Genomic DNA, 20,868 nt, shown 5'->3' on the forward strand with positions numbered 1-20,868 from the left:
ATCTCAGCTCTATGGCTGAGATTTTTTTCTTAAAGGTTGTGATAAAATTTATAACCATTCTTCCCACTCTTTTTAGCTCCATACATAGCCGCATCAGCATATTGAAACAATTCTATAGCACCTTTACTATCATCAGGATATAGACTAATACCTAGACTAGGTGTAACACGTAATACATGTCCGTCAATTTCAACCGGCGCATTAAGAGTGTCTAGGATTTGTTCAACTATTTGCTCACACTTTTGTCGATCTGCATCCTTAGAGATAATTACAAACTCGTCACCGCCAATACGGTAGATTCTCCCTTTACCCTTTACAGAACGAATGAGGCGTTCGGCTACAGATTGCAATAAATCATCGCCTATATGATGACCATATTGATCATTCACATCTTTAAAACCATCTAAATCTAAAACAATTAAACCTACTTTTTCATCAGTTTCAAAAGCTTTGTTTAGGTCTTCTCTAAACTTTGAACGATTATACATTCCTGTTAAGGAGTCATGGTAAGCTAAATACTTATACTCTTCCATGAAATTTTGATTATGACGTAATAAGATCATGTTTCGTACAAGAATAAGAACAAAGATAAAAAATAACCCAATTCCAAGAGCATTCATTTTCCAATCGTAACTATGAAAAACGAGTAAGGCTAAAACTACAACAAGAATTGAAGGATATACTTCATTTTTTAGAACTAAACGGTTCTCTTGCTCTTTGTCCCCTACCTCAACATGCTCCTCAGCATAAAAACTAGCATAGCCGATTAATAAAATAGCTAATAGCCAAAATGGATCAATGTATCCACCTAAACGGTAAGCATCATGAATGACGTAGTAAATATAAAACGAATCTGCAAAAACTAAAATGATAAAACCTAAAGCAATATAACGGTTCGTATTATTAGCCTGACGAGATAAATAGTATAAAATAAGAACCATTGAAACAATCACTAAATCTAGTAAAGGATAAATAATGGTTAAATTATTAACCTCTATTGGCGAATTAATAAAAGATAAAATTGGATTAATTAAATAATAAACACTTAAAGAAGTCGCCACAGTTATTAAAATAATAATATTAAAGACAAACTGCTGACCAGCCTTATAAACACTGATTAAATGGACTTTATAAACAAGTGCCAAAAAGAAAAACGCATATGCCATAATCCATAAAAATCCTGCAAAATCGCTAAATTGTTCTGTACTGCTTGTTAGTTGACGAGATAACCAAACGACATTAGTCAAAACGTAAAATAACATTCCTAAACTTAACAACAACCAAAAATGCCGATTATTTGTGTTCAACCTTTTATAAGCCTTCAAAAGCCATACTAAAGCAATACTGCCACCGATCGTTGGAATAACTGATGCTCCAACAAGTCTCACATATTGGTTATGTTCAAATATAGCAATCCAAATTAAAAGAATAGTAACTATAGTGACAATGGTTATAATCGCGAATTTTCTTGATGTGTTCATAGATAACTTCCTCTCATCTATCAATCTAAAGAACTATTTCATTAATAGTACCATATTACTATATTGAAATTAAACAAAAACAGAGAAGAGGAACCTCCCCTTCTCTGTTTAGTCTAATACTCTTAAATCAATACCGTGAGGGTCACCACTTAACTCGATTAAACCAACTTTCTCTTTACTTTCAACATCAATAATCGCAACACCTGGTGTATCCCCTGCCATATCGTGCGTTCCTGTTGCTGGTTCAGGACCACGTAACGAAATATAAGCATACTTACCATCTGGACTGAAAACGAGTAGATCTGGTGCATCTCCTACAAAATCAACCATTTCAATAACTTCAAATGTTTCAGGATCGATAATTGAAGCATCGTCTGTTACACGGTTAAGCATCCATAAATACTCATCATCTGGCGTAAACTGAACTCCATGAGCATCAATTCCACCTGTTTCACCTGTATAAATCAACTCATCTGTTTCAGTATCAAACACATAATACTCAGCTAACTCAGTTGAACCTGAGTTGGCAAACATATGTTTTCCATCCGGTGAAAGAATTGTTCCACAACCATGTGCACCAATATCTGATTTACCAAAAGCTTTTACTTCTTCAAATTCTTCAACGTCCATAATAAACAATCCACCGCCACCTAACGTGACATAAGCTTTACTACTATCTGCTGTATACTCTAAACAAATTGGTCGATGATTCGGAAACTCTTCTTCATCTTGTAGCAAATCTACTTCAGTTAGTTCAAGGTGACGACCAACAGCATATTCTTCATTGTCATGATCAATTAAGATCTCAGTCATCGATTCACCCGGTGTATTGGCTACAAGTACACGGCTTCCATCAGGTGTTGGTACTGCAGCGTGCGCCCCTTCATCCGTTTCAAGAGTCGCTACCACTTCACGTTCTTCTGCTCTAATTACAGATACCGTACCAGACCCCATATTAGCTGAATACCCATATTCACCTGCACTATCAAAAACAAGCATATGTGGTTTATCACCAACGTCTCCAAAATCAACCATATCTATGATTTCATGAGTAACCCCGTCAATAATATGAATTTCATTCGTCCCTTGATCAGCAATCCATACTTCATATTGCGGTCGTTCTTCACTTTCAGCCGTTACCTCTTCTTGGTCTTCTTCCTCTGACTGAGATTCATCTATCTCTTCAACCTCTTCTTCAGTTTCCTCTTCGACTTCTTCCGGCTCTTGTTCACCACTTTGACAAGCAACAACAGTCATTAACATAACTAAAACTAAACCAAACCAAATTTTATAACCTTTCAACGTTTAATCTCCTTCCATCCCTCAATAACTTACCTGTTTACTCGGAATTCCTTTTCTTTTAATCATTGTATGTAACAGTTAAAATAAGTTTCCTACAAAATAAAAAAAACGTGTGAAAACCACACGCTTAAATGTTTACTAAAATAAAATCTAATAATCTTATATCCAGAGCATCAAATGAATCGATCGGTTCTAAGCCATCCCATAGCATAATATTAGAAGTTTCGTCGTTCGTTTTAAATGGTTGCAACTCTTCTAGTTCTCCATAGAATACTGGATTGTATTTAACGGCTCCACTCTTTATAACTTTTGATTTCAAAAGTCCTTTAAATGTAAGGTTCTTAACCTCTTGACCTGTTTCTTCATAAAGTTCTCGTTTTGCACAACTCTTTGGTGTTTCCTCACCTTCTCGACTACCAGCTGGGAACTCCCATTGCCCACGCCAAATGTTATAACAGATTAAAAGTTTACCCTGGCAGTTGATGATAGCATATGAGCCTTTAATCGGTTCGTATTGGTCTATTTGGGCTTCAGAAACTTCAATAAAACTCACAAACTCGACACCATGGCTTTGTAACTTGACCACCTTTTACACCTCATTTGTTGTATAAGTTGATGGAATGACAACTGCACCACAAGCCTTTTCAAAAAACTCAATTGGCCCCGCACCACCAATAACAGCATACGCATAACCAATCTTCTTCATATCTCGTAAACAATAATGTAATAAAGCATATCCTACTCCACCTATTCTATTAGAAGAAGTTACTCCTATTGGGCCTATGTAGCCTTTCTTTCCTTCAAACACATCGTATGCAGCAAAACCTATTAACTGGTCGAAATCATCATATGCATTAAATTTCACGATCTCTTTTCACTTCAAAATTTGGTCTTGTTAAATAATCCATATACTTCACTCGCTCATCATCTAAATAGCTTTGATATCGTGTACGAATGGCTGAAGCTTCAATCCAGTCTAACACGTCATTCTTCGGTACCCATCTGCTGTCAGTTGTTTCTTCTGAAGTGGTTAACTCACCACCAATGGGCTCACAAACAAAGTCAAACATAACTTTTGTTGGAACATCTGTTACACCATCATGCCACTTATGAATCCCTGTATTTGAATAAACTCCCACTAAGTGAGATACGACAACATCAATTCCACTTTCTTCTTTCACCTCTCGAATGACACCATCTTCAAGATTTTCACCGACTTCAACTTGCCCACCAGGAAAGACCCAACCACCATGATTCTCTTTTACAAGAAGAATATTTCCACCTTCATCTACAACAATTCCACCGCATGCAACTATATGTGTTGGAAAGGACACCTTATTACCTCCTAAATTTTGGTCTTAATATAAAGTAATTCTACAAAAATTTACATCCACCTTCCTAAAATTAGAAAGTACGACAAAACATTCTTAATTTTATGATATTATATGAGAAGCATTGAATGATAGGAGAGAACACATTGATTGATGTTACGAAGTTGAACTTAGAAAAGAACAGACGAATCATTTTAATATCAGATATTCATGGTAGTTTAGATTTATTCAAAAAACTATTAAATAAAGTTGATTATACAACTGACGATTACTTATTTATAAATGGTGATCTTTGTGAGAAAGGTGACAACAGTCTTGGCGTGATTCATTATGTAAGACAATTATCATCAAAGTCTGAGCGAGTATTCGTGACGAAAGGTAATTGTGATATTCTCCACCGTTATGTTTTTGAAGGTCACGAAGCCATTTTAGACTATATGAAAGACGGTAGAAAATCTATCCTTAATGAAATGCTAGAGGTGAATGATCAGGCATTAGACGACTTTCACGACATAAACGATTTAGCTAATTATTATTATAAGAACTTTAAAGAAGAAATAGATTGGTTAGATTCATTACCTACAGCTTATGAAACAGAACAATCCATTATCATTCATGCAGGGTTAAATGAAACTTTGGAGCAAACTGATGAAAAGGCAGCATTAACTACTTCTTCTTTCTATGAAAAAGGACATTCAGAACAGAAAATAGTAATCGTAGGTCATTGGCCTGTATCTAATTATCGTATAAATGACATAAGTTCCAATAATCCATTGATTGACTATGATAAGCGAATTATTGCCATCGATGGCGGCAATAAAATTAAAAGAGACGGTCAACTAAATGCTTTAATCATTGAAGATGACCATTTTTCCTATAGGTTCGTTGACTCATTACCCTATCAATCTTACATACAAAGAGATTACACACCTACACAACCAATTAAGGGAACAGTAAGTTATCCCCACTTTGAAGTATCTATTATTAAAGAAGAAGAAAACTTCACATTATGTAAAAATATTAGTCTCAATATAAAACAATGGATTAAAAATGAATATTTAAAAGATCGTAATAGGGACAAAGCTAAAACAAATGAAGTAAGTACTACCATCCTTTCCGTCAACGCTAATGAGAAAGTATGTATCTTAGATCACAGTTGTGAGGGGTATACGTTAATTAAAAAGGAAAACGGCGAAGTTGGTTGGGTACCAAAGAGTTGTATATAATTAAAGAGCATTAAATGACTATAGGTTATTTAATGCTCTTAATAATAAAATTAATATATTACGTCTTTTAATATCTGTTCAGCAGCTTTCATCGGAACATCAGCTTGAGCTATATCCGAGATCACTGCCACCCCATCTGCGCCTGCCTCAATAACTTGTGACGCATTATCATGTTTAATCCCGCCAATTCCAACAAGCGGTATGTCAGGCAGTTGTTCTCTAATCTCCTTGATGACGACAGGACCTCTGACTTCCTCGATATCATCTTTCGTTGCCGTATTAAACATAGGCCCAACGCCGATATAGTCTACGCCTATTCTATGAGCTTCCAACGCTTCTTTTACATTGTGAGTCGAAACCCCAAATAATTGATGACTCTTAAGGGAATCTTTAATTTTCTTCATATCCCCGTCTTCTTGGCCGATATGTAATCCGTCTGCGTCTAACTCTATTGCAAGTCCAAGGTCATCATTAACAATAAAAGGAACGCCATGTTGATGGCAAACTTCTTTAAGCTGAAGTCCTAATTCGATCTTTCCTTCACCTGTTCTAGAACCTTTTCCTTTTTCTCGGAATTGAAAAAACGTCACACCGCCTTGAATAGCTTTCTTTAACGTCTCAACAGGGTCATGTTTACAGTTTTGACTGCCCATGACAAGGTATATTTCCAGCTGTTGTTTTATGTTGTTTTGTTTAATCATACTTTCGCTCTCCTACTTTGAAATGCCCAATGATTCGTTGGTCCATGACCAGATCCAATGTGTAAATCATCTTCAATCGCAACTTGAATAAATTCCCTTGCAACACGAATGGCATCTAGACTATCTGCACCTTTTGCAAGTTCAGCGGCGATGGCAGCTGCAAATGTACACCCTGTACCGTGTGTGTTTTCTGTAATCTGACGGTCATTTATTAATTGTGTAAAAGTCTCACCATCGTATATAAGGTCGATTACTTCTTTTTCTTCACCGTGACCTCCTTTAATGATGATATTTTGAGCGCCTAAATGGTATAAACGTTTGGCCGCTTCTTTTCGATCGTCCATAGAATTTAATGTTAGACCTGTAATTGCTTCAGCTTCAGGGATGTTTGGTGTTACAACGGTTGCAACTGGTATTAAATGCTTTTTCATTGCATCGATTGCTTCATCTTGTAACAATTTTGCGCCACCCTTCGCAATCATAACAGGATCAATAACAACATTGTTCATGTCATATTGTTGGATCTTTTTCGCTACAGCTTCAATAATTTCTGCACTAAATAACATCCCCGTTTTTAATGCATCAGGCTTTAAATCTTCTCCAATTGAATCTAACTGTTCTTCAACTTGGCTTACCGTTAGAGGATAAACGCCTTGTACGCCTAACGTGTTTTGCGCTGTAACAGCTGTTAGGACTGACATTCCATATGCTTTTAATTCTTGGAACGTTTTTAAATCTGCTTGAATGCCAGCTCCTCCTCCAGAGTCAGAACCAGCGATCGTTAATGCTTTGACTACCGTCACTCCTATTCCTCCCTATTAACCTAATAATTGATGGTAGATTTTTTTCGCTTCTACTATATCTTTCATTCCGTGAATAAGTACGCGCCCATCTTTGAAAAAGACAACGCGCCTGTCTTCAGATTGATATGAGACTAAAAATGGGTTTTGTTCAATGGCCCCACCTTGATTTTCTAACTGTGTTACTAAAGCGTTTAAATCACGGTTAACTTTTTTAGGCGGTCGAATTTGTACCGTGTTACGACCACAAAGAACTGCTGTTTTCGTCTGGTTTTCATATGATAAATATGGATAAGTTGGAGGTTCTCCACACGATGGGCAGTCTTCCTTTCTCAAACGACTAACATCAATGGCAGACTGCTCATTTTTCCATAAATCAAATGAAACGAGCTTTTGACGAACCGCTTCAAAATCTTCGACTAAAATTTTCAATGCTTCAGCTGATTGGTAGGCAACAACCATTTGAACTGCTGGTGCAATGACGCCAACAGTATCACATGTCGCACCACCGAGCGGGATCGTTTCAAGTAAACAATTCAAGCAAGGCGTCTCACCAGGTATAATCGTAAAACTTAGCCCATAACTACTAACACACCCACCGTAAATCCATGGAACACCGTATTTTTGTGCAACATCATTAATTAAAAAACGAATATCAAAGTTATCAGTCGCATCAATAATTAAATCCACATTAGAAACAAGCCGATCGATTTCCTCCACAGTAACGTCCATGATTTTCCCGTCCACTTCAACATCAAGGTTAATGTCGCGTAACCTTTTTTGAGCGGCAACCGCCTTCGGTATTCTGTCATTGGCATCATGTTCGGTATATAACTGTTGTCTTTGTAAATTACTTACCTCTACGTAATCACGATCAACAATCGTTATTCGACCGACACCTGCGCGGGTTAAAATTTCAGCATTGCCTGTTCCTAAAGCTCCTGCACCGACAATTAAGACGTGTTTTTTCTGCAAGTTTTGTTGTCCTTCTTCCCCGATCCCGTCAAATAGTATTTGCCTTGAGTAACGTTCCTGCATCTGATGGCCTCCTTTGATCAACCACCGCCAACGAAGTGAACGAGCTCCACTCGATCACCATCTTGTACTGTTATTTCTTCGTGTTGACTTGAATCAACGATATTGGCGTTAAGTTCAACGATAATTTTTTTATCACCTAGTTCAAAATGATTAAGCAAGTCAGATACCGTCTGAATATCATTCGATAATTCACGCTGCTCCCCATTAACATGAATAACCATGACGAACACCTCCTAGATAATGCTTTGCTTCTTCTATTGGTTTCTCTGAATCTATTAAACCTGACATGACAGCAACACCCCTAGCACCATGAGTCATCACACTTTCCACTCGTTCAGGTGTTATACCACCAATTGCAATGACAGGGGTACTAATAGACTCAGTCAACTGTTCTAATTGTTTTAAACCTCGCGGGGCTAAACCTGGCTTAGAATTCGTCTCAAAAATATGTCCAAAAATGACATAGTCTACCCCACCATTAGCCGCATGTTGAGCTTCTTCAATGGAATGGACTGATCGACCAATTAATAGATTAGGGTATTTTGTTCGGACAGAAGAGACACCTTCACTATGATCCGTTAATTGAACACCTTTAACCCCCGTTTGAACTGCCAGCGCGACGCGTTCGTTGATGACGAGTTGATCTTTCGAAATGCCGTTTTTCACTAACTCATCAATCCACTTAATTAGTTCATCATCTGTTCGATGTTTTTCTCTAATATGAATGTAGTTGACGTAAGGTGACACTGCTTTTGCGACACTTACAAATTGCTCTAAAGACTGTTTACCATTTGAAATTAAATGGATCCCTTCAGTCATTTAAATCAACTGCCAATCTTTCATAATCGGTTGATAACCATACGTTAACAACATTCGTTTCACTTCATCAACTGAGCGTTCATCAGAGATTTCAAACTGACTTTGTGTGTTATCAGGTTCACTGTAACCACCGACGACAGTTGATGATGCTGCTGACATTTTCGTCGGACCGAGCGGTAAAATTTGCTCACGGAACTTTGGACTCTCCCTTGTCGAAACCGTAATGCCAGAATGCGGTTGAAAAATACGGTAGGCTAACATGGCTTGAACTAAGTTTTGATCGGTTACTTCTACTCTAGGTTGGAAGCTACCCGCATTCGGTTGAATTCTAGGAAAGGCTACTCCAACTTCAACGTCTAAATACTTCTGCTGTAAATATTGCGCATGTAACCCAGTAATATAGCTTTCACGACGCCAATCATTTAACCCTAACAGTGCTGCAATTGAAACAGCTCGCATACCCGCTTCACAACCGCGCTCAGGTGTGTCCAAGCGATACTTAAAGAAGCGTTTCGGTCCTTTTGTGTGTAACTCACGGTATATTTCCTCATCATAAACTTCTTGATAAACCGTTAAATTATCTACACCACTCTCCACAATCTCTACGTACTGTTCTGTATCCATTGGCTGAATTTCTAACCCGACTGATGAAAAGTATTTCTTCAGCACTTTCATGCACTGTTTAAGATATTTCACAGACGAATGCATCATCGACTCACCAGAGAGGATGATAATATGTTCAACACCCATATCTGCAATGACTTTCGCCTCTTCTTCAAGCTCTGTCATCGTTAAAATTCGACGTGGGAAATCATTGTCGACACTGAAGCTACAATACTTACACGTATTAACACAGTAATCTGAAACATAAAGTGGCAAGAAAATTTGCATCGTGTTACCAAAATGTTGAACCGTTAATTGATGTGCTTTTTGAGCCATTTCTTCTAAATAAGGTTCAGCTTTCGGTGACAACAAAGCAAAGTAATCCTCTTCATTAATTCGATCTTTTTGTAGCGCTCTTTCAACATCTTGGTGGGTGACATTTTCCATCATGTCTTCTAAAGGAAGTTGATTGACCTTCTCTAATACGTTATAAAAACTCACGTTAAATCATCCTTTTTTATGAGTGTAGAAATCCTGTAAGCGGAGAAGAAGCATTCGCTTTCGTTAATGATGCTCCTAATCCAGAAATATATGCCGAGCGACCTGCTTGAACAGCTAAGTCAAAAGCTCTCGCCATCTCGACTGGGTCTTTTGCTGTTGCAATCGCTGTATTAACTAATACAGCATCAGCCCCCATTTCCATTGCTTCTGCTGCTTCAGAAGGACGACCAATTCCAGCATCTACAACAATTGGCACGTTAATCTCATCGATCATAATTTGAATCATTTCTTTCATTCGAATGCCACGATTTGATCCAATTGGTGAACCTAATGGCATAACTGTAGCAGCCCCAGCTTCTTCTAGTCGTTTAGCTGCCATTAAGTCAGGACTCATATACGGAAGCACGACAAAGCCTTCTTCAACTAATGCTTCTGTTGCTTTAATCGTCTCTTCATTATCAGGAAGCAAATATTTACTGTCTGAGATGACTTCGATTTTAATCCAATTACCCATTCCAGCTGCTTTAGCTAAATGAGCAATTCGAATCGCTTCTTCAGCTGAGCGAGCACCTGAAGTGTTTGGCATTAACGTCATATAGTCAGGAATATCGTTTAGGATATATTGATCTGACCCGCTTAAATCAACTCGACGTACCGCTACTGTAACGACCTCTGAACGCGATTGTTGTAATGCCTCTTTCATTTTGCTATGATCAGCAAACTTCCCTGTCCCAACAAACAACCGACTATTTAATTCTTTACCTGCAATGACTAATGAATCTTGCATCATACATTCCTCCATTCGTTAATACATCTTATTAAGCTAGGGCTACTAGAATCCTAAGATTTTAGTTTTTCAGCTTCTGCTGGCCATTTTTCTAAGTTGTACGCCATTTCCCAAAATGCTAATTCGTAATGGCAACTAATCGTGAAGTGTTCTTTCATACGTTCTCGATCCGCTTCTGTCACTTGTTCAGCAATGTCATCTAGACGATTAATTTGTTCTTCGACTAACTCTTTAAACCACTCGCCACCGTAAGCGTTAATCCACTCTTGATAAATCGGCTCATCCGGTTGATAGTTTTTAAGTTTCTCGCCAATTTCTTGATAAATCCAATAGCAAGGTAAAATTGCTGCGATCACATCACCTAAATGACCTTGATAAGATGCGTGATACAAGTGTGATGTGTATGCATATGCTGTAGGTGCTGGCTTGAAGTTCGCTTGTTCTTCTTCAGTAATATTTAGTCTTTCTGAAAAATTACGATGAAGTTCTGACTCCGCTTCATAAGTCCCTTGAGCATGTGCTGCCATACGACTCGTTGTGTAAAAATCATCTGCTTTCGTCCCACCTAGTGATTGAATTCTAGCAAAGTGCGATAAGTAATAAGCATCTTGCATGACATAATAACGGAAACATTCAATCGGTAACGTCCCTTCTCCAATCCCTTTAATAAACGGGTGATTAAAGTTCGCCTCCCAAATGTGATTCGTTTCCTTTCTTAGTAACTCTGAAAATTTCATACCAATCCCTCCAAGATCATTTTTTATTTAAATTTGGAAAACTTCGAGTGCATCATTTTCCAAATAAAAAACCACTTTCTTATACCAGACATAAGAAAGTGGTTGACTTGGAGAAATATGGATAAGAATTATAATCCAAAAATCCGAGCAACTACACTTCCCTACGCTGGTATAAACCAGATCAGGTTCAAAGGGTCGGAATTACTCCTCTCAGCCATAGAAAATGGCACCCCTAGCTTTGTTACTTTATAAATATTTGCTTGTTAAATTCATATTAACAAATTTCTGACATTATGTTAACCATTTTTTAACACTATGATACTATTAATTTAGAACTTTCGATAAAGGAGCTTATTAAAGTGAACCACACTAATAACCACGACGCGGACCAATCCGTCGTCGTCCTTCTCCGTCAAGACGATGAATTTATTTTAATTAATCAATACCGAAAACCAATTGACTCATATATCATTCAATTACCAGGTGGCGGTGTTGAACAAGGTGAACAATTAGAAAATGCAGCTAGAAGAGAGTTACTCGAAGAAACGGGATACCAATGTGGAGAGCTTGATTACTTAGGTATGATGCACGCTGCTCCATGGATCGAAAATGAAATGACACATGTCTTTTATTCTAAAAAAATTTTAGGTCGAGTTGCTCAACAACTTGAATCACACGAGACGATTGAAGTCATAACCATGCCTGTTGAGCGATGTATACGACAAATTAAAGGTTCAAAAATAACCGATCCAGAGGTGTGCTATGCTGTCCTGCAATTAAAACTTCAAGAGCGTATATAAGGAGGAACATTATGAGCGTTATGACCTGGCTTATCATTTTTGCCATTGGGTTAAGCTTCATCATCATTTTACAAGGAACAAACATTTTATTAAGAAAAGCATTTAATGTAGATAAAGTAAAGACGGGGTTTCTTAAACCATATAAAATAAATGACCAGCATTTAAAGATTAATTTGATTGTTAGGTTTGGTGGTGGTTTTTTATCTTTAATCATCTTTTTTTATGTTACTAGTCAACCTAATCTATCGAATTACATAGCCTTTGCTTTCATGTTATCTTGGGTAGTTGCAGAGCATTTAGTTAATGCATTTTATGAGTGGAAAGATTCTTCGACACCACGCCGTGCATTTGTAAGTCTGGGTGAAAGTTTTGCCCTAACAATGCTAGTCGTAATCGTTATATACTTTGATTTATTTGGACTACTTGAACTATATATAAATACATAAAGGTTAGGAGGAAAAATCCTAACCTTTTTAAAGTGCTAGACTCATTACCCACTGTTCGCCAACCGGGCCATCAACTCTTCTCCCAGTATCATAATAGCCGACATTGAAGTATAACTTTTGTGCGGCTATGTTTTGATGGTTCACTGCTAGTACAATTTCGTTACAATTAGGGAATTCGTTATGTACAAAATCCTTTATTAATAACATCGCTTGTTTAGCATACCCTTTCTCTTGTTCTTTCTCATCTATAGATAACGATGATAAGAGTAAGGCGTTTGGGTTATCTGTAAAAGTTTTCACCCGTTCTGTGTTATTTAACAAAAAGAAGCCAATTGGACGGTCCTTTGCGACGATCACGACTCGATGCTGTCCTTCACTAACCTCCGTTAATTGGTGTGGAAGCGTTGTAAATTTGGCTTGATCTTCGGGTAGATTAATCTCATTTAAAGCTTGTAAATGTTCCTCTGAGTAATGCTCTAAGTTGATCATCATGACTTTCCTCCACTCACCTTCCTAATTACATACGAAGTTCTGATTCAATATAACTTAAATATCTTCCTATTCTCTCATTTGGTTGATTTCGAAGTGGCTCAATATCTTGACGAACTGGAATTTTGCCGGCCATATAAAATATTCTTAAAGCAGTTCCTATTCGAATGACTTGCTCATCAAAGTGATCACCATAACCTTCTATAAAAGCTGGCCAAAATTGTTCATGTTGTTTTTCAGCCATTAAGTGCAGTCTGATAACACCTAAATCAATACTTCTATGCCCAAATCCACACTCATCAAAATCGAGACAATACCAATGCTTTGAAGAAGCAATAATGTTACCAAAATGTAAATCAGCATGGATAAGGCTTTCGTCACGACTACACTTTTTAAAATCCTCTTCTAATACTCTAGCAATTACTTCACAACGATCCTTATTTTCAGCTGACAGTAGTCCAAAGTTTAACAACCGTTTGAGTGGTTGATGATTGAGTAAGTCAGAATTATATATAGGCCTGTCGAATCCAGTCCAACCTAATTCTTTTGACTTTACAATTTCATCTGAAGTTTTATGTAATTGAGCCATTAACCCCCCTAACCTTTGATAATCTGACTCAGTCGGACTGGCAATAAAATCTCCAGGAATATGTTCAAATAAAACATAAAAAGTTTGTGAGACAGAAGTAATCATCTCACTGTTTTTATTCGTAATGACTTTAGGAACATTTAAATATTTTTTCAACTCTTGCATCCAAGTTATTTCTGATTGGATTTGCTTCCATGAACATTGATCTCGTCTATATTTTCTTAAAACAAACTTTTGGTCAGAAGTGTTAATAAGGTATGTTTCATTTTCGCCCTTATGCATTAAGCCATAACTTGATCGTTCATTCCAATTGTACACACATTTTAAGTAATTCCATTCTTCCATTTTCATAAAACTATCACCATCTAATTCATTTTACCATAAAATGATAAAAGCCCGGGATTCTCCCGAGCTTTACTACGTTATGTCCCGCAAAATGTTCTATAATCATCATCAGATTCTGGTGGCAACTTTGTATATTCTTCTTGGTCTGGTGTGTAAGCATAAGGTTTAGAGAGCACTCGTAGAAGGTTTTCCATCACCGTTAGATCACCGTCATTTTCTGCAGCTTCTAGTGCTTCTTCAACCCGGTGATTTCGTGGGATGATTGATGGATTAGATTGCTTCATCAATTTCTTAGACTGCTCTTCTGATTCATCTTGTCGACCTAAACGCTCTTGCCATTTTTCATACCAGTTCGTAAACCCTTCTGACTCGAATAGATCCATTCCTTCAAGCTCCCCTAGTGTTAATGAGCGAAACGTGTTCGTAAAATCAGCCTCATGATCTTTCATTAACGTTAACAATTCATCGATTAACGTCTCATCCTCTTCTTCAACGTTGAACAGACCTAACTTCGAACGCATGCCTTCCATCCAATGCTCTTTATAAAGTTCTATAAATTGATAAACTGTCTTCTCAGCAACTTCGACCATTGATTCAGGATCATCACTCATAATAGGAAGTAAACTCTCTGCTAACCTCGCTAAGTTCCACATCGCAATCCTTGGCTGGTTACCATATTTATAACGACCCTGTTCATCAATTGAACTAAATACTGTCTCAAGGTCATAAGCATTCATAAAAGCACACGGCCCATAATCAATCGTCTCACCACTAATCGTCATATTATCGGTATTCATGACACCGTGGATAAAACCGACTAGTTGCCAATCGCTTATGACTTTTGCTTGTCTTTTCACCACTTCTTCTAACAAATATAAATAACGATTTTCAACATCTTCATAACCTGTGAAGTGTCGCTCCAACGCATAGTCAGCTAACTCCTTTAGATCCTCTTCTGTTCCCCACTGACGGGCATACTGGAACGTTCCGACACGAAGGTGACTTTCTGATACACGTGTTAAAATTGCACCAGGATATATAGTTTCACGTTGAACTGGTTCGCCTGTTACAACGACTGCAAGACTGCGGTTTGAGGCAATCCCTAGTGCATGCAACGCTTCACTCATAATATACTCTCTTAACATCGGCCCTAAAGCCGCTCTCCCATCACCTCTTCTTGAATACGGTGTTGGTCCAGCCCCTTTTAATTGAATATCATATCGCTTACCGTCAGGGGTTACTTGTTCACCTAACAAATGGGCACGTCCATCACCTAACATGGTAAAATGTCCAAATTGGTGTCCTGCATATGCTTGTGCGATTGGCTTGGAACCTTCTGGTATTTTGTTTCCAGAAAAGATTGCAACACCCTCTTCTGACTGCAAAGCTTGAGGGTCAAGCCCTAAAGATTTCGCTAAACCTCCATTTAGAAACACTAATTGAGGTGAATCCACTGGGGTTGGTTCGTCTTGGCTGTAAAATATATTTGGTAGCTCAGTGTAGCTATTCTCTAACTTCCATCCTAAATTCGTCATCTTATCCCTACTTTTTCTTTTATTACTTCCCATATAAACACACTGTCACTTTTATTGTCTACTCGAGGAGGTCGATTATGTACAAGGACGTTATAGAGAACATTTTGACTAACTAATGTCGATTTTTGAACTTTTTTCTTTACAATGTGTTAACAATTATAAAAAAATATAAAAAGATTGGACAAACCCCTAGAATTTTTATATACATTGTGTATACTAGAGTTTGTGGAAAAAAATTCATACAAATTAGGTTTAAACATTACATATATGGGTATATGTTTTGTAGTAGTAAAGAGCTAGGGGGAGAAACCATTGGCTAACTTAGATGATTCAACATTAATTAACGCTTATCATGAAGCGGTTGAGATCAACTTATCTAAAGATTTTATTAACTTACTAGAAAAAGAAATTACTTTCAGGGGCTTTAACCTCGAAGACATAAATCCGAATCAGCACTAACCGCAAGAAGACTTGGCAGCGGAGCCAAGTCTTTTTTTCTCCAAAATAAAAGGAGCTTGGTTTTTCCAAGACTCCCCGTTCAATCACTATTTTATTGAATCCCAATGCTTCACTTTAAAGTCTGAACTTGCTCAATTATTGTAAAAAAAAGTTTGAACGATGAAATAAACGGGTACTTAATAAATATAAATTCAGCTGTATTCCCCTTTTTTCCCTTAAAATAAAGTGGGAATCGTTCTCTTGTATGAACGATTCCCACTTTATTTATGCTATGATTTTTTTACTGGGATCCATATCTCGCTCTTAAAATTTGGCGAAGATAAATCCATTTCTTCATTCCATAAGATCTCTGGTCCTTCTACCTGTTCATAACTTGATGATGGAAACCACTCTGAATATATTCTTCCCCAAACATCCTGAAGGGTTTCTGGAAAAGGACCTTCAACATTAAACACAGCCCAACTTGATTTTGGGACAGCTAATTCTGATAATGAACCTGTTGAACCCTCTGTAGTTGCAACCCCTACGTAATGATCAAGTTCACCCTTCTCTTCCATTCTCCCTTCAGAAAAATTAGCAGAAGCACTAATTAAACCTCTAGGTTCAATGTTAGACAGGTCTTTAAGTTTCTTTATCATTTCATCGTCTAAGCTTTCCCACATAGAAGCAATCTCTGGATTAACTCCTTCAAAAATAATTGGAACTCTCTTTTTTAAGCCAACAATACTAAACGCTTCTTTCTCAACAATTTTGTATTCCATCTCATTTCCTCCTACTATTGATAATTGAAGAGTCATTGGTGGGTAAGATTTTAGTGAACTCCCATCTTCCTTAGCTTCTGATGGCGTAATTCCATGAAGCTTCTGGAAAGCTCTAGCAAACGAATCCGATGAGTTATATCCATACTTTAAGGCAATATCTATAACACGTAATTCAGTATTAGTTAATTCAAATGCCGCCAAACTTAATCGTCGACGTCGAACATATTCAGATAACGGAATGCCTGATAGAGAAGAAAACATTTTCTTAAAATGATACTCTGAACAAAGTGTAATACGCTCCAACTCTGAAAAGTTAATATCCTCTTTGAGATGACTGTCGACATACTTAATACCTTCATTCATTCTATTTATAAAATCCACACAATCCCTCCTCAACTAATACGATAACAGGAGTTGAAATAGTAAACCCGACAATCTTTGGTCATTTATTGTCGTTAAAGGTCCTAAAATAAGGAGAGCCAGTATTCTGCTCTCCTTATTTATGAGTTCAATGACTCCTTAGCCATTTGTTTATATTCATCAATATTAGATTTAAGAGCAAACTCAGCAATATCCACTGGGTAAGTAGCTGTTAATTCAATGACATGTTCTTTCATCTTAGGCCACACACGTCCACCTGAACGTTCATAAGCGTTTATCAACTTACCAAGTTCTTGACTCCCATGCGTTTTTAAATAACCTGCGAAATCATTTGAGATATCTGCTACTTTAGCTTCCGTCCAATCAATTAGACCTGTGACATTTTCCTTCTCACCAATCAAAGTATGTCCTGCATGAAGATCACCATGAGTAAAACTTGTATAATCAGGCCAAAGTGAATCATTATGAAGCCACGTTTGCCAACGCTTCCAAAGGTGATCGGCCACCCCAAATTCAGCTTTGGCATGTTGCATACGTGTTTCCATTTCAGAACGAACTTGCTCTATCGTCTTCACTTCAAGGCCTTGTTCTTCAACTTTGCTTAAAGGAATTTGATGTAACGATGTCATGACTTTTGCTAATGAGTTTGTAAACGTCTCACTTATATGCTCTGGGTCCATTACCCAATCATATTGTTGTTTCTCTTGATTGACAGTTGCTGCCGGTAAGCCTGTTAAAGCCTTATAAGCAATCAGTTCATTATTCTCAACTTCCCAGTTCGGAACTTGGAAGTTAACATTTGGCTTAACGACTTCAAGAATTGCTTTTTCTTTTTGAATGCCCGAAGTAACATCTTCTCGTCTAGGAATACGAAGAATCCACTTGTCACCATGATGGTCCTCCGCCATTACAACTAAAAAATCTAACCCAGATTGATTAAACGAAATGGATTCTTCTTTTAGACGTAAGCCGTACTTATTTGCGATTCTTATTATTTCTTCTTTGTTTTGTTTCATTGTCTATCACCTAACTATATATTATTATCATTACATTTTAACCACGATTATTCGAACACCAAAAAGTATAGGCGATACCCGCTACTAAATTCGGGTCAAATTGATGATTTCTAGAATCTATTTCGACTGAGAAATGGCGGTTAGTTAAAAAACCTACCCCGCGTGTCCTTCCCACTTCACGATTGTTAATCAAGATCTTTCCTTCTGGCTTCACACCCCAATCGGCTTCGATTGTTAGAATAGATTCGTTAAAATGATAGTCGACTCGATGCTTTTCTTTCAACCCTTTTGAACTAGTAATGGATGATATTATTTGATTGTCCTGACGAAACTCCCAATAGTAACCTTCGCGGACAGAGAATGACTGTTGTGTAATCTGATAATCAGTGGATCCTACCACTTCAATGTTAACGTCATATTGAGGATTGGTTGAAGGCCTTTCTTTAGGTGGACGAACCCAACGTCTCATCTTACCTATTGAAACATTACCTTGTTTAATATTTAAGAACTTTTGCGTTGCTATAAATGGACGGTCGAACGTAATCTCCATTTTAACCCCTCCAAAATAACCTTATAATAACTCCATCTCAAAATTTTCATTATAGAAAAACTCGCTTAACTGTTCAGAATCAAACACTTCTACCATACTCTCAAAATCACTGGCCAACTCATAATTTTTCAGCTCGTCCTTTTTAATCCAAAAGACTTCCCCTTCATCAGAAGAAGTTAACTCACCTTCATATAGATCAGTTTTATAGAAGAAAACAATATAACGATCAGCATCCTTTGGCTTAAACTGTTTTACACCACAAAGAACTGGTGATATGACCGTCAAACCAGTTTCCTCAAAAACTTCACGAATGACCGAATCAGCAAATGACTCTCCTCGTTCGATGTGTCCACCTGGAAACGTCAAGCCTGGCCAATTTTTATTAATACGGTTTTGAACTAATATGTAATCACCATCATAAACCATGCACATATTGGTCAGTACAACACTTTCACTTTTTCCCATAAATCCTTCACCACTTCTCTACTAATTTTAAAATCTAATTTGATCGTATCACAAATGACAAACTTAGCTGATTATTTCACGCCTAATTCAAAGGTATGAAGTAAACAAAATAGAACCGACAACTCAATCCCTCCAGCCACAACTTTTATATAATTACTTCTCGGTGGAAGGACTTGGTCATACGTCATTTCGCCAATGATCTTCTCATCTTCGTATATTAGTGTTCTATTATTAAATGCTTCTTTTGAAATCAAATAGTTATTCCCGTTTAAGGAGAACTCTAGCTGTTTATTCGTTACATTTAAATTGTTCACAACTGTAGCGATCATCTCACCTTCTTGATAAATAGAGTTTACATAGAATTTCTTTTTAAAAGACCATGGTTCTGTCGCAGTTACAAGCACCTGACCTTGAGAACCTTTCAGTTTTACACTAACAGCACCTCTTGGGTTACGAGCTGACAATATAGCATCAACCCAATTTTTATTATATCGTTGCAAAAAATATATAATGTTATTCTCCTGATCATACACGGGGACATCTCTTCTAGAGCCTAGATTAAACTGCATTTCATAGTAATAATATTGTTGATTCAAAATACTGCACTCCAATTACAACCAAATTTTAACCGTTAATACTAAGGTTACAAGTATAATTGACGGAAGCGTCATCCATCTTTTAAACCGCTTCTTCGCAAAAATTGTCTTGGAATTCGAATACGGTACCACAGTGAAAAAATCACTAGAAACTAGTTGGTCATATACACTGTTAAACCAAGAGTGGATAAAAGCTATAAAACTAATATAAATAATAGCGACAAACCAATAAGATGGAACGATTATAATGACAAACAATGTAACTAGCATAATTTGTAGATAAGCCCCGATATACTTATGGTGTCTTATAACAGATTTAATTAAGATTTCTAGTAAAACATTTTCTTCTGTCCTCTTCTTAAATAGTCTCCTAGACCTTAACCTAACCCTCTTCATCGGTTTAGTTCTCATATCAACTTCAACATCATTCGACATGTGAAAGATCATGTTGATCAATCTATTTCTTAAGTGATTTTCCATTTCTATATCTTTAAGTAAGCGACGTTTATAGTCCATCTTCATAAATAAGTAACCTGTAATGAAAGTAAGAACTAGCCCAATTCCCACATATACTACCGGAGAAATAAAAGTTAAAATCATCCCAACTAAACTTAAAACAACCAAAGACATGAGCACACTAACTACTAAATGGTTAAACCTTTTTCTAATGAACAATATTGTAGTTTTATATCCAATTAAAAGCAGCATTAAAAATATAAAGTCCATCACTTTCAGTTCATAAATAACGAGTAGCACTGGCAAAAACAAAAGAATGACCATTAAGATATTCATAGCCGATTTCACGACTGACAACCCAAAACTATATAAACGCAAACGCTTTATAAGATCAGGTCGCTGTAACAAAAACAATACATCCGCTTCATACAGATAAGTTCTAATGCTACCGCTAGAACAAAAAAGCATTATCAATAAACTTACAACATAAAAAGGAATATCTTTACTCCAGTATTGGCCAGGGCTGATCCAAATATCTAACATTAAAACCGCTACCAAAGGTAAAATGAGGTAGACTATAGTCGTCCAATCGATAACAGTCCGAACAACTTTCAACTGTCTTTCAACGTCTTGCTTCAACCTTTTCCTAAACAA

Annotated in this window: 26 protein-coding genes and 1 riboswitch; of the genes, 4 read left to right on the plus strand and 22 right to left on the minus strand. The window is 37.0% G+C overall.

Annotated features, from left to right (window positions below; genetic code table 11):
• Positions 1–29: 29 nt before the first annotated feature.
• From AHA02nite_RS09480 to AHA02nite_RS09500, 5 genes are all read right to left on the minus strand, one after another.
• A complete protein-coding gene (locus tag AHA02nite_RS09480; protein WP_146816707.1) occupies positions 30–1,481 on the minus strand; it encodes a GGDEF domain-containing protein in 1,452 nt (483 codons plus the stop codon).
• 108 nt (positions 1,482–1,589) lie between these two features.
• The gene (locus tag AHA02nite_RS09485) at positions 1,590–2,783 is read right to left on the minus strand and encodes a YncE family protein (RefSeq protein WP_146816709.1); all 1,194 of its coding nucleotides are present in this window, start codon (positions 2,781–2,783) and stop codon (positions 1,590–1,592) included.
• A 127-nt stretch (positions 2,784–2,910) separates the two neighbouring features.
• Positions 2,911–3,369: an NUDIX hydrolase gene (locus tag AHA02nite_RS09490; protein WP_146816711.1), complete on the minus strand. Its 459-nt coding sequence runs from the start codon at positions 3,367–3,369 to the stop codon at positions 2,911–2,913.
• Positions 3,370–3,372: 3 nt separating this feature from the next.
• Complete coding sequence (locus AHA02nite_RS09495; protein ID WP_246118844.1) at positions 3,373–3,648, minus strand: GNAT family N-acetyltransferase; 276 nt, start codon at positions 3,646–3,648, stop codon at positions 3,373–3,375.
• Entirely contained in the window at positions 3,638–4,117 is a 480-nt protein-coding gene (locus tag AHA02nite_RS09500) for an NUDIX hydrolase (RefSeq protein ID WP_146816714.1), read from the minus strand. Before AHA02nite_RS09500 ends, AHA02nite_RS09495 begins: the two co-directional genes overlap by 11 nt.
• Before the next feature lie 143 nt (positions 4,118–4,260).
• Between AHA02nite_RS09500 and AHA02nite_RS09505 the strand changes: the two genes are divergently transcribed.
• Complete coding sequence (locus AHA02nite_RS09505; protein ID WP_146816716.1) at positions 4,261–5,340, plus strand: metallophosphoesterase; 1,080 nt, start codon at positions 4,261–4,263, stop codon at positions 5,338–5,340.
• Positions 5,341–5,390: 50 nt separating this feature from the next.
• On the opposite strand, the gene thiE is transcribed toward AHA02nite_RS09505, so the two are convergent.
• From thiE to tenA, 8 genes are read right to left on the minus strand one after another with little or no spacing between them, the layout of a single operon-like run.
• On the minus strand, positions 5,391–6,041 hold the full coding sequence (gene thiE / locus AHA02nite_RS09510; protein WP_146816718.1) for a thiamine phosphate synthase: 651 nt from the start codon (positions 6,039–6,041) through the stop codon (positions 5,391–5,393).
• Positions 6,038–6,844, minus strand: coding sequence for a bifunctional hydroxymethylpyrimidine kinase/phosphomethylpyrimidine kinase (gene thiD, locus AHA02nite_RS09515; protein WP_146816720.1), 807 nt, complete (start codon positions 6,842–6,844; stop codon positions 6,038–6,040). The genes thiE and thiD overlap by 4 nt, the downstream gene beginning before the upstream one ends.
• A gap of 15 nt (positions 6,845–6,859) precedes the next feature.
• Complete coding sequence (locus AHA02nite_RS09520; protein WP_146816722.1) at positions 6,860–7,879, minus strand: thiazole biosynthesis adenylyltransferase ThiF; 1,020 nt, start codon at positions 7,877–7,879, stop codon at positions 6,860–6,862.
• A 17-nt stretch (positions 7,880–7,896) separates the two neighbouring features.
• The gene (thiS, locus tag AHA02nite_RS09525; RefSeq protein WP_146816724.1) at positions 7,897–8,100 is read right to left on the minus strand and encodes a sulfur carrier protein ThiS; all 204 of its coding nucleotides are present in this window, start codon (positions 8,098–8,100) and stop codon (positions 7,897–7,899) included.
• The gene (locus AHA02nite_RS09530; RefSeq protein WP_146816726.1) at positions 8,084–8,698 is read right to left on the minus strand and encodes a thiamine phosphate synthase; all 615 of its coding nucleotides are present in this window, start codon (positions 8,696–8,698) and stop codon (positions 8,084–8,086) included. Before AHA02nite_RS09530 ends, thiS begins: the two co-directional genes overlap by 17 nt.
• Positions 8,699–9,802, minus strand: a complete 1,104-nt coding sequence (thiH, locus tag AHA02nite_RS09535) for a 2-iminoacetate synthase ThiH (RefSeq protein ID WP_146816728.1) — start codon at positions 9,800–9,802, stop codon at positions 8,699–8,701.
• Positions 9,803–9,818: 16 nt separating this feature from the next.
• Positions 9,819–10,589: a thiazole synthase gene (locus AHA02nite_RS09540; protein ID WP_146816730.1), complete on the minus strand. Its 771-nt coding sequence runs from the start codon at positions 10,587–10,589 to the stop codon at positions 9,819–9,821.
• Positions 10,590–10,642: 53 nt separating this feature from the next.
• The gene (gene tenA, locus AHA02nite_RS09545; RefSeq protein WP_146816731.1) at positions 10,643–11,326 is read right to left on the minus strand and encodes a thiaminase II; all 684 of its coding nucleotides are present in this window, start codon (positions 11,324–11,326) and stop codon (positions 10,643–10,645) included.
• A 141-nt stretch (positions 11,327–11,467) separates the two neighbouring features.
• Positions 11,468–11,570, minus strand: a riboswitch (TPP riboswitch).
• A 115-nt stretch (positions 11,571–11,685) separates the two neighbouring features.
• Here tenA and AHA02nite_RS09550 point away from each other — a divergent pair.
• Together AHA02nite_RS09550 and AHA02nite_RS09555 are read left to right on the plus strand one after the other, a co-directional pair.
• Complete coding sequence (locus tag AHA02nite_RS09550) at positions 11,686–12,126, plus strand: NUDIX hydrolase (protein WP_146816733.1); 441 nt, start codon at positions 11,686–11,688, stop codon at positions 12,124–12,126.
• A gap of 11 nt (positions 12,127–12,137) precedes the next feature.
• The gene (locus AHA02nite_RS09555) at positions 12,138–12,572 is read left to right on the plus strand and encodes a DUF4181 domain-containing protein (protein ID WP_146816735.1); all 435 of its coding nucleotides are present in this window, start codon (positions 12,138–12,140) and stop codon (positions 12,570–12,572) included.
• A gap of 27 nt (positions 12,573–12,599) precedes the next feature.
• Here the strand turns inward: AHA02nite_RS09555 and AHA02nite_RS09560 are convergent, their stop codons facing one another.
• The 3 genes from AHA02nite_RS09560 to AHA02nite_RS09570 form a co-directional block, all read right to left on the minus strand.
• On the minus strand, positions 12,600–13,064 hold the full coding sequence (locus tag AHA02nite_RS09560) for a GNAT family N-acetyltransferase (protein ID WP_146816737.1): 465 nt from the start codon (positions 13,062–13,064) through the stop codon (positions 12,600–12,602).
• Positions 13,065–13,089: 25 nt separating this feature from the next.
• Positions 13,090–14,001, minus strand: a complete 912-nt coding sequence (locus AHA02nite_RS09565; protein WP_146816739.1) for a phosphotransferase enzyme family protein — start codon at positions 13,999–14,001, stop codon at positions 13,090–13,092.
• A 71-nt stretch (positions 14,002–14,072) separates the two neighbouring features.
• Positions 14,073–15,530, minus strand: a complete 1,458-nt coding sequence (locus AHA02nite_RS09570; RefSeq protein ID WP_146816741.1) for a protein adenylyltransferase SelO — start codon at positions 15,528–15,530, stop codon at positions 14,073–14,075.
• Positions 15,531–15,842: 312 nt separating this feature from the next.
• Here AHA02nite_RS09570 and sda point away from each other — a divergent pair, with 312 nt between their 5' ends.
• Positions 15,843–15,989 (plus strand): sporulation histidine kinase inhibitor Sda, encoded by a 147-nt coding sequence (gene sda, locus AHA02nite_RS09575; RefSeq protein WP_146816743.1) that lies wholly within the window; start codon positions 15,843–15,845, stop codon positions 15,987–15,989.
• A gap of 269 nt (positions 15,990–16,258) precedes the next feature.
• Here sda and AHA02nite_RS09580 read toward each other — a convergent pair whose 3' ends face one another.
• From AHA02nite_RS09580 to AHA02nite_RS09605, 6 genes are all read right to left on the minus strand, one after another.
• A complete protein-coding gene (locus AHA02nite_RS09580; protein ID WP_146816745.1) occupies positions 16,259–17,131 on the minus strand; it encodes an AraC family transcriptional regulator in 873 nt (290 codons plus the stop codon).
• A 119-nt stretch (positions 17,132–17,250) separates the two neighbouring features.
• Complete coding sequence (locus AHA02nite_RS09585; protein WP_146816747.1) at positions 17,251–18,147, minus strand: macrolide 2'-phosphotransferase; 897 nt, start codon at positions 18,145–18,147, stop codon at positions 17,251–17,253.
• A gap of 37 nt (positions 18,148–18,184) precedes the next feature.
• Positions 18,185–18,697: a hypothetical protein gene (locus AHA02nite_RS09590; protein WP_146816749.1), complete on the minus strand. Its 513-nt coding sequence runs from the start codon at positions 18,695–18,697 to the stop codon at positions 18,185–18,187.
• Between the two features lie 21 nt (positions 18,698–18,718).
• Complete coding sequence (locus AHA02nite_RS09595) at positions 18,719–19,162, minus strand: 8-oxo-dGTP diphosphatase (protein WP_146816751.1); 444 nt, start codon at positions 19,160–19,162, stop codon at positions 18,719–18,721.
• A 71-nt stretch (positions 19,163–19,233) separates the two neighbouring features.
• The gene (locus AHA02nite_RS09600; protein WP_146816753.1) at positions 19,234–19,758 is read right to left on the minus strand and encodes a tubby C-terminal domain-like protein; all 525 of its coding nucleotides are present in this window, start codon (positions 19,756–19,758) and stop codon (positions 19,234–19,236) included.
• A 15-nt stretch (positions 19,759–19,773) separates the two neighbouring features.
• On the minus strand, positions 19,774–20,868 hold the full coding sequence (locus AHA02nite_RS09605; RefSeq protein WP_170236045.1) for an ABC transporter permease: 1,095 nt from the start codon (positions 20,866–20,868) through the stop codon (positions 19,774–19,776).

It is taken from the genome of Alkalibacillus haloalkaliphilus, assembly GCF_007991275.1.
Classification (GTDB): Bacteria; Bacillota; Bacilli; order Bacillales; family Alkalibacillaceae; genus Alkalibacillus; species Alkalibacillus haloalkaliphilus.